The following is a 7,846-nucleotide window of genomic DNA, read 5'->3' on the forward strand; positions in this document are numbered from 1 at the left end:
GCAGCTACAACGCCGGCACCCATTCCCGGGTTAAGTTGAGATCGGCAGGGTGGGTCAAGTTGAGATCGGCGCCGACACTAATTGCCGTCAAGGTGGGACGGCTGGCCGCTTACGGTTCGGATGCCGGCGTGCAGGGATGAGCGCGCATTCGCTGATCGCGACGGCGCGGGCCATGGTCGCTGGAGACAAGGGCCTGTTGGCGATGGACGAGAGCAACGGCACCTGCAACCAACGCTTCGCAAACGTTGGCATTCCACAAACGGTCGAGATGCGACGCGTCTACCGCGAGTTGCTGCTGACCGCGCCGGGACTGGGCGCCTGCATCAGCGGCGTGATCCTGTACGACGAGACCATCCGGCAGCGGGCGGCCGATGGCACGCCGCTCGTTCAGGTCGCACTGGACGCCGAGCTGCTTGTCGGCATCAAGGTAGACACCGGCGCCAAGGCGTTCGCTGCGCATCCGGGGGAGAAGGTGACCGAGGGGCTGGACGGTTTGCGCGAGCGCCTCCAGGCCTACTTCACGATGGGCGCCCGATTTGCGAAGTGGCGGGCCGTGATCGCCGTCAACAACACGCACCTGCCCACCGCGGCCTGCATCGAAAGCAACGCCCATGCATTGGCCCGTTACGCAGCCTTGTGCCAGCAGGCGGGCCTCGTGCCGATCATCGAGCCCGAAGTCCTGATGTCGGGAACCCACACATCGGATCGTTGCCAGGACGTCACCGAGGCCGTCCTGCGCAGCGTCTTCAGACAACTCACGCTGCAAGGCGCTGTGCTGGAAGCAATGATCCTGAAGCCCAACATGGTGATCGCCGGTCTGGCCTGCACAACGCAGAACACGGCGGCCGAGGTGGTCGATTCGACGGTGCAGTGTCTGCTGCGCACGGTTCGGGCGGCCAGTCTGGTGCATTGGCCAGCAGCAGGCTAAACGCCATGCACGACGGCCATGGCAGACCAGTGCCGGGCACTTCATCCAGCGCTGCGTTCATCGATCGGGCCCTCCCCTGGCGGCTGTCGTTCTCATTCGCGCGGGCGATCCAGCACTCCGCCCTGGAGATCTGGGCCGGTAAGGAGGCGAACCGGGTCGCAGCGCAACTCGCGCTGGTGCATCGCGCCCAGTGCAACTGCGCAGCCTTGAAGGGCGAGTACAGCGCAGCGATGGAAGGTTCATGACCGCGCCGCTTCAGATCTACTTCATTCGCCATGGCGAAACCGCGTGGTCGCCTTCGGGCCAACACACCGGGCGTACCGAATCGCCGCTGACATCGCATGGCCAGGAATTGGCGCGGCACTCGGCAACGACGCTGAAGGGCATCGTCTTTTCGCTGGTGTTGACCAGCCCACGGCTTCGCGCCGGGGCCACCTGCGAACTGGCAGGTTTGGGTGGGAGTGCGCAGACGGAGCCGAACCTGGCCGAATGGGACTACGGCGACTACGAAGGGCTGCGCACCGCCGAGATTCGCCAGTTGCATCCGGACGGGATGTCTGGGAAGCCGGGTGCCCGGGCGGAGAGAGTCCTTCCGACGCCAGTGGCCGCGCAGACCAACTCATCACCCGGCTGCGCGACCTCACCGGCAAGGTCGCGCTCTTCTCACACGGCCAGTTCGGACGCGCGCTTGCCGCCCGATGGGTCGGCCTGCCGGTGACCGAGGAACAGCTTTTCGCGATTGATCCGGCGTCGATCGGCATCTTTGGCTTCGAGACCGACCACCCCGAACGACGCGTCATCTCCCTGTGGAACCCCAGGGCCGACGGCCGACTGACGCCACCCTAAATGCCCGTCGGATAGGTCTGAGGCGCCTCGCGGTTGCTCCACGCCACGCCCGCTTCCAGCGGCTCCAGGCTGCTCGTTTCGTCGATGTGCACGATTGCATCGAACTGCTGATCCAGGAGCGTGTGGAAGTAATGGCTCTGACGCTCAGTCTCCGGGCGGTAGATCACGCCGATGGCGCGTTGAAGTCGCCGCGACGCCACCAATGAGCGCAGCGCTTCGTCACCGCGCAGGGGCAACAGAAACTCTGGCACGCCGGTGCGGTGAAACACGTCTTCCCAGCTGTGGGCCAAGCCAGCGCGCACGCGCTTGCGCTGCGCGGGCTCGTCCCAGTTGGATGCAGCGGTGACCCAACCGTGGTGAGTGCTGAAGCCCACCAGGACCGCGTCACTCGCGTAGCGGTCGCGTACCAGTTGCCCGACATTAAATTCGCCGCGTTCGGCCATCTCCGTGGCGGAGGCATCGCCAAGATGAGAGTTGTGCGCCCAAAGCGCGATTCGCGGCGGTGTGCCGGTTGCGGCCAAGTGGGCTTCCAGCGCGACCAAGGTCTCGACCATGTGGCTGTCTCGCAGGTTCCAGGAGGACACACGGGCCTTGAACATGGTTCGGTAGTACTCTTCCGCGTTGCGAACAAGGCGCGCGTTCTGCTGCGCATGGAAGGCTTCATCCCGGTCCGGACCCGGCGGCAACGGCGCCGCGATAGCTCGAAGGGCCATATCGCGCAGGACTTGCACGACCTCGTCCTCACAACTTTCCTGGAGGCCGAAGCTAGCGGCGTATCCGTAGGCCTGAGCGTCTTCTGCGGCATGGTCGAAGCAGCCGTAGCGAGCCTTGGCACGTTGCGCCGCTTCAGGGTCGACTTTGGCGAGGTAGGTGAGCACCACCTGCATGGAGTTGAACAGACTGTAGAGGTCGAGCCCGTAGAAGCCAACCTGGTTGCCGGGGCTGAGGGTGGCGTTGTGGTCGCGCAGCCATTCGACAAACTCCCGCACGACCGTGTTGCGCCACATCCATGCTGGAAAGCGCCGGAAGCCTGACAGGGCTGTGGCGGCGTCAAAATCGTCCGACAGACCGCGCACGTAGCGATTGACTCGCCACGCGTCGGGCCAGTCGGCCTCCACGGCGACAGCGGTGAAGCGCTTCTCAACGATCAGCCGCTTGGTGATCTCTGCTCGTTCGCGGTAGAACTCATGGGTGCCGTGGGACGCTTCGCCCAGCAGGGCAAAGCGTGCGCCGCCGATCAACGCCAACAGGCGGTCGTACCGACGAGCATCCACGCTCAACGGTTGCATGTGCGCGCGCAGGCCTTCCAGCAAACCGGCGTCTCCGAGGTGGTTCTTGGTATCCTGCAGATTCATGGCGCAGACTTCTCGCCGATGCACGAGTGCATGGCGTGCCAAGAGATGGCAAAGGCCTTGACTCCGTCGCGCTGTGGTTGCTGCGCAAGTGCATCGTCGTCCACACCCTCGCGCCTCAACTCCTGGAGCACCGCTTCGGCATAGCCCCCATCAGCGAGCATGGCCGCGCCGACTGCACCATGGTCCGCAAAGGCCAGCAGTGTCTTTTCCGAAAGCGCGTTGATGCTGTCGGGTGAGATCAACGCTTCGACATAGAGCGTATCGGACGCCGCCGGGTCCTGGGTGCAGGTGCCGGTCCAGAGCAGGCGCTGCGGCCTGGCGCCTGCCTCGGCGAGTCGCTGCCAGCGGTCGGATGCAAGCAACTCGCAGTGCGCGCGATACGTCAACATCGCCACGGCGATGCCCAGACGGTTGTGAAAAGGCGGTGAAATCTCCTCCCTCACGGACACGTCCCATGGGCTGACGTTCATCGATGCGACCGACGTGACCTTGAGATGCAGGCCCGCAGCCAGGCGCCGTTCGATGCCGCGCATGTAGGCGCCTGCCGCGGCCAGGTAATGCTCACAAGAGAAAAGCAAGCTGACGTTGACCGGCACGCCATCGAAGATGAGTTCCTCTACCGCGCGGAGGCCCTCGGGCGTGCCCGGTATCTGGATGAACAGGTTCGGCAATGCGGCCCGTTCATGAAGTTTCGATGCGGCTCGAATGGTGTGCGCGGTGTTGTCTGCCAGCAGGGGCGACACACTCAGCGACACCCAGCCATCGACGCCTTCGCTCGCATCGAAGGCCGGTCGCAGCAGGCCAGCTGCTTGCGTGAGGTCTTCCAGCGCCAGCTCGAAGAACAACTCTTCGCCCGCCAGGCCGGCGGCATGCAGCACGCGAATGCTGTCGTCGTAGGCATGTGTGCCCGAACCCTGCTCGAAGATCGACTGGCTGCAGGTCAGCCCCGTGACGGAGAACTCGGCGACGTAGCGCTCCAGGGAACCGCTCTGCAACAGGGGTCGGCTGATGCTGTCCAACCAGAGTCGCTGCCCCAGGCTTTGCAGTTGACGAATGTGTTCGTTCATGGCTTTCGTCGATACCTCATGCTGCGCGAGGCGCTGTCTTTTCGCCGAGATGGCGCGGTCTGCACGTCGAGCTTCCGGCAGCCGTCGGGCGTTCGTCTGTGCGCTGCCGCACTTCACGTCCCGGGCAGATCAAGCGACCGCACCGAACAGCGCACCGGCGCCAGCCGTGACGGCCATCGCGACAGCGCCCCAGAACGCGACACGCCACGTTCCGTTCCAGACCGGAGCCCCACCGACCTGCGCCGAGACGGCACCCAGCCCGGCCAGGAAGCCAAGCGATGCGAGGGACATCCAGAGGATCAGGTGTGCCGGCGAGGCCGTGACCACCACGGCTATCGGCAACAGCGCGCCGACCGAGAAGCTGGCCGCCGAAGCCAATGCGGCCTGTGTCGGACGCGCAGCGGTCGTGGCGGAGAACCCCAGCTCGTCGCGGGCATGCGCACCCAGTGCGTCATGGGCCATCAGCTCGCCAGCCACCTCGTCGGCCAGTGGCCGGTCGAGGCCCCGGCCAACGTAGATTCCTGCAAGCTCCCGTTGTTCGCCCACTGGGTCCTTCTTCAGTTCTGCCCTTTCCCGGTTCAGGTCGGCGTTCTCTGTGTCCTCCTGCGAGTGGACGGAGACGAACTCACCCGCGGCCATCGACATGGCGCCGGCGATCAGCCCCGAGACACTGGTCAGCAGAATGGTCCGATGCTCGGCACCTGCAGCGGCCACGCCAAGTACCAAGCAGGCGGTCGACACGATGCCGTCGTTGGCCCCGAGCACGGCGGCCCGCAACCAGCCGATGCGATCACTGTGGTGATGCTCTGCGTGACGACCCCACTTCGCGATGGACCCCCTCGGTCGGGGTGCGGTGTGGTGGGTTGACGGGGTCTCGCGTGGCATGGCGGTTGTCCTATGCGGTGAGGGGGTCGGTCGAGACCTGCGACTCGAGCATGACCGTGCCCATGCGCACCACGTAGGCGCAATCGCCGCGGGGCTGGAGTACCAAGCCGCTTCGTGTGCGGTCGTCAGGCCGCCAGCGCTTCCTTGGTCAAACTCCAGGCCTGCGACAGCTTGGCGCCGCGCACGTGGTGCGCGCTCTTGACCCGCTTCACGCGGTCTTCAATCTTGGTCTTGACGTCGCCCTTGGCCTGGGCCAACTGAGCCTTCAGCGATTCGGCCTTGGCATCGGCCTCCTGCTTCAGCGTCTCGACCCGTTGCTTGGCTCGTTGGACGGCAGCGTCGAGACCGGCCTTCGCTGTCGTGAGCTTGGACTCCAATTTCGTCTGGGCCGCGCCGCTAGCATGCGACGCTTCGGCTTCCAGATCCTTGATCTCCGACTTGAGCGCCGCGATGTCGTGGTCGTACTGCGCTTCGGCCACTTCGGTGCGGGTGTGCCGGAAGATCTGGCCGCCAGCTGCCTCCAGGGCCGCATCGACCGGCATGACCCATTCCTCTTCGACTTCGGCCAAGAGCGCCACCTTGCCAGGCTTCAGCAACCTCTCCGTCTCCTCGACAAAGTCGAGGCCGACACCGGCCACCCAGAGGTCACGCACCGCGCCGGCGACGGCCCCGGTCATCGCACCGACGGCCATGAGAACCGGCCCACCGAGCAGGCCGATCAAGCCCCCGACCGCCAGACCGACGCCGGTGCCGACCGGCCCCGAGTCCATGGACTTCTTCACGGTCACCTTGCCGTTGGCGTCCTTCACCAGCACGCCCGTGGCGTACAGCGTGATGTCACCGTCGGCGTGCAACTTGTGCAGGGCCTGAAGCCCAGCGTCCGCCGCGGCTTCGTTGTCGAAGATCGATACCAACATCTTGTTCATGTCAACTCCAGTTCTGGTTCATTCACGCCGATCGCCGCACGAGCGCTTGATGTCAGCCGGTGGCCGTTTCGATCGACTTGCGAAGCCGAGCCATGGCGGCACTCGCGTCCGCCTCGAATTCCTTCCAGCGCGCCGCAGTCGCCTGCTTCATTTCGGTCAACTTGGCCTCGGCGCTCTTGACGTCGCCCTTGAGTGTGGTGATCTGCCCGTCGATTCGGGACTTGGCATCGGCGCTGGCCGCGCCGGCCTTCTTCTCCAGGTCGACGACCTTGGCCTTGCCTTTGGCGATGTCCTTGTCGGCCGCGGCGACGAACTGGTCGCGCGTCGCGTAGTCTTTGATGTACGAGAACTCCGGCATCGCCTTGATCGTGTCGGGGGTCGCGCCAGCCATCACCAACTTTCCCGCCTTGTCCTGAATCTGCGTGACCGGGATCGCCACGTCATGCCGACCGATACCCACGAAGCCGCCGGCACCGACGATGACGAAGGACACGTTCTTGTCCGGCGAGATGATCAGGTCCTCGACCTTGCCGACCTTGAGGCCGGCGTCGTTGTAGATGGTCTTGCCCATCAGCGTCTTCTTGACGCTCCATCCTTGGGCGAGTTGGATCGACTCGGTGACGGTGGCTTCCACCGTGGTGGTCGCGCCGGCGACCTGAGACCAGGCAGGCGCGGCAACGCACAGCGTGCCGAGGAAAGTCAGTGCCACGGTGAGGGCGGATGGGTGCATTCTCATGATTCAGTTCCTTGTTTGTTCGTACCAATGGGCGATCGGCGGAGTGGACCGTCTCAGGTGGGTTGTAGGAGCTTGCAGCCAGTCCGTCTGTTCGACACCGCACGCGGCCGAATGCCTTCCGCACGGCGAAACCAAGCGAAAAGTCATGCAAGTTGTTCAGACTTGCGCGGATCCACCGTCTGCGACAGCAGCAGTTGATGATCGGCATCCAGTCCCATCGCCCGCGACAGCGCATCGCGATCGAACCAGGCACGGATCACGGTCGCCAGGCCTTCGGACGCACAGTAGAGGTAGACGTTCTGCGCCATCGCGCCGGCCGTCGCGAAGGCATAGGCCTCGCGCTGCGCAGCAGGCACGTGTTTCATGCGCGTGTGATCCGCGACGAAGACGAGGTCGAGCGGCGCGGCGTCCACGAAGTCCTGGTTGCCGGTGACACGCCGGACATCACTCGCAACCATCTTCAACAACGCGTGAGGCACAGGCTCATAGAGAAAGATGCCTTGTGGCATGGCCACGTAGATCAGAACCTCCTGCGCGTTCATCGCACTCGGCGTTGTTCTGCCACCGAGCTCATGTCGGTTGATGCCGCCTGCGGCCCACAACAGATCCGACAGCGCCTGCTCGGGCAGTGGCCCGGGCGCAAAGTCACGTTGCGACTGCCGACTCGACAGCGCCGACATCAGAGGCATGCCGCCGCTGAGCGAAGGAGACGGCAGGGATCGTAGCGTGGCGGCATCGCCGACAGGAGGCAACGGCTTCAGCTGACCCATGAGCCCGAGCGCGAGTTTGGTCAGGGTGTTCATGACACCGGGGCTTCGAGCCTGTCCATGTCGTGGACCTCTCGTTCGTACGCCGTGGGGCCCTTGAGGACAATCGTCTTCCTCCCTCCGTCGTAGTCGGCAACGACGAACTCACGATCGGGGAGGTGACCATGGATCGACGGGAACAACGCGAACACCTGGTCGCCCGCATCGAGCGCATCGACCGCCTCGCCAACGGGCGCGACGAGCTCCGGGCTTGCCCACACGTGTCGGCGCCGGTTGAACTTTGACCCACCCTGCCGGTTGAACTTTGACCCGGGGATGGAAGCCGGCATCGTGGAT

The 7,846-nt window shown here is 64.8% G+C and carries 7 protein-coding genes and 2 pseudogenes; 2 read left to right on the plus strand and 7 right to left on the minus strand.

All coding sequences use genetic code 11. The annotated features are described in order from the left end of the window. Positions 1-136: 136 nt before the first annotated feature. Both QN413_RS26570 and QN413_RS26575 read left to right on the plus strand, forming a co-directional pair. Positions 137-1,173: pseudogene (locus QN413_RS26570) on the plus strand (class I fructose-bisphosphate aldolase). Continuing rightward, positions 1,170-1,774, plus strand: a pseudogene (locus QN413_RS26575) (histidine phosphatase family protein). Before QN413_RS26570 ends, QN413_RS26575 begins: the two co-directional pseudogenes overlap by 4 nt. On the opposite strand, the gene QN413_RS26580 reads toward QN413_RS26575, so the two are convergent. The 7 genes from QN413_RS26580 to QN413_RS26610 form a co-directional block, all read right to left on the minus strand. Next, positions 1,771-3,129 (minus strand): erythromycin esterase family protein, encoded by a 1,359-nt coding sequence (locus tag QN413_RS26580; RefSeq protein ID WP_323499573.1) that lies wholly within the window; start codon positions 3,127-3,129, stop codon positions 1,771-1,773. The pseudogene QN413_RS26575 and the gene QN413_RS26580 overlap by 4 nt on opposite strands. Beyond that, a complete protein-coding gene (locus tag QN413_RS26585) occupies positions 3,126-4,196 on the minus strand; it encodes a transaldolase (RefSeq protein WP_323499574.1) in 1,071 nt (356 codons plus the stop codon). Before QN413_RS26585 ends, QN413_RS26580 begins: the two co-directional genes overlap by 4 nt. Positions 4,197-4,325: 129 nt before the next feature. Further along, positions 4,326-4,961, minus strand: coding sequence for a VIT family protein (locus QN413_RS26590; RefSeq protein WP_323499575.1), 636 nt, complete (start codon positions 4,959-4,961; stop codon positions 4,326-4,328). Positions 4,962-5,206: 245 nt separating this feature from the next. After that, complete coding sequence (locus QN413_RS26595) at positions 5,207-6,007, minus strand: DUF1269 domain-containing protein (protein WP_323499576.1); 801 nt, start codon at positions 6,005-6,007, stop codon at positions 5,207-5,209. Positions 6,008-6,059: 52 nt separating this feature from the next. Beyond that, positions 6,060-6,743: a PRC-barrel domain-containing protein gene (locus QN413_RS26600; protein ID WP_323499577.1), complete on the minus strand. Its 684-nt coding sequence runs from the start codon at positions 6,741-6,743 to the stop codon at positions 6,060-6,062. Between the two features lie 143 nt (positions 6,744-6,886). Further along, complete coding sequence (locus QN413_RS26605; RefSeq protein ID WP_323499578.1) at positions 6,887-7,546, minus strand: SagB/ThcOx family dehydrogenase; 660 nt, start codon at positions 7,544-7,546, stop codon at positions 6,887-6,889. Beyond that, on the minus strand, positions 7,543-7,846 hold a 304-nt coding region (locus tag QN413_RS26610), incomplete at its 5' end, for a hypothetical protein (protein ID WP_323499579.1). The genes QN413_RS26605 and QN413_RS26610, both read right to left, overlap by 4 nt.

The sequence above is a fragment of the Variovorax sp. LG9.2 genome (assembly GCF_035018885.1).
Lineage (GTDB): Bacteria > Pseudomonadota > Gammaproteobacteria > Burkholderiales > Burkholderiaceae_C > Variovorax.

What these genes read in the sequence shown, in the direction of transcription:
- QN413_RS26580 (WP_323499573.1), bottom strand. Translation starts at nt 3,129, where the DNA reads ATGAATCTGCAGGATACCAAGAACCACCTCGGAGACGCCGGTTTGCTG.
- QN413_RS26585 (WP_323499574.1), bottom strand. Translation starts at nt 4,196, where the DNA reads ATGAACGAACACATTCGTCAACTGCAAAGCCTGGGGCAGCGACTCTGG.
- QN413_RS26595 (WP_323499576.1), bottom strand. Translation starts at nt 6,007, where the DNA reads ATGAACAAGATGTTGGTATCGATCTTCGACAACGAAGCCGCGGCGGAC.
- QN413_RS26600 (WP_323499577.1), bottom strand. Translation starts at nt 6,743, where the DNA reads ATGAGAATGCACCCATCCGCCCTCACCGTGGCACTGACTTTCCTCGGC.
- QN413_RS26605 (WP_323499578.1), bottom strand. Translation starts at nt 7,546, where the DNA reads ATGAACACCCTGACCAAACTCGCGCTCGGGCTCATGGGTCAGCTGAAG.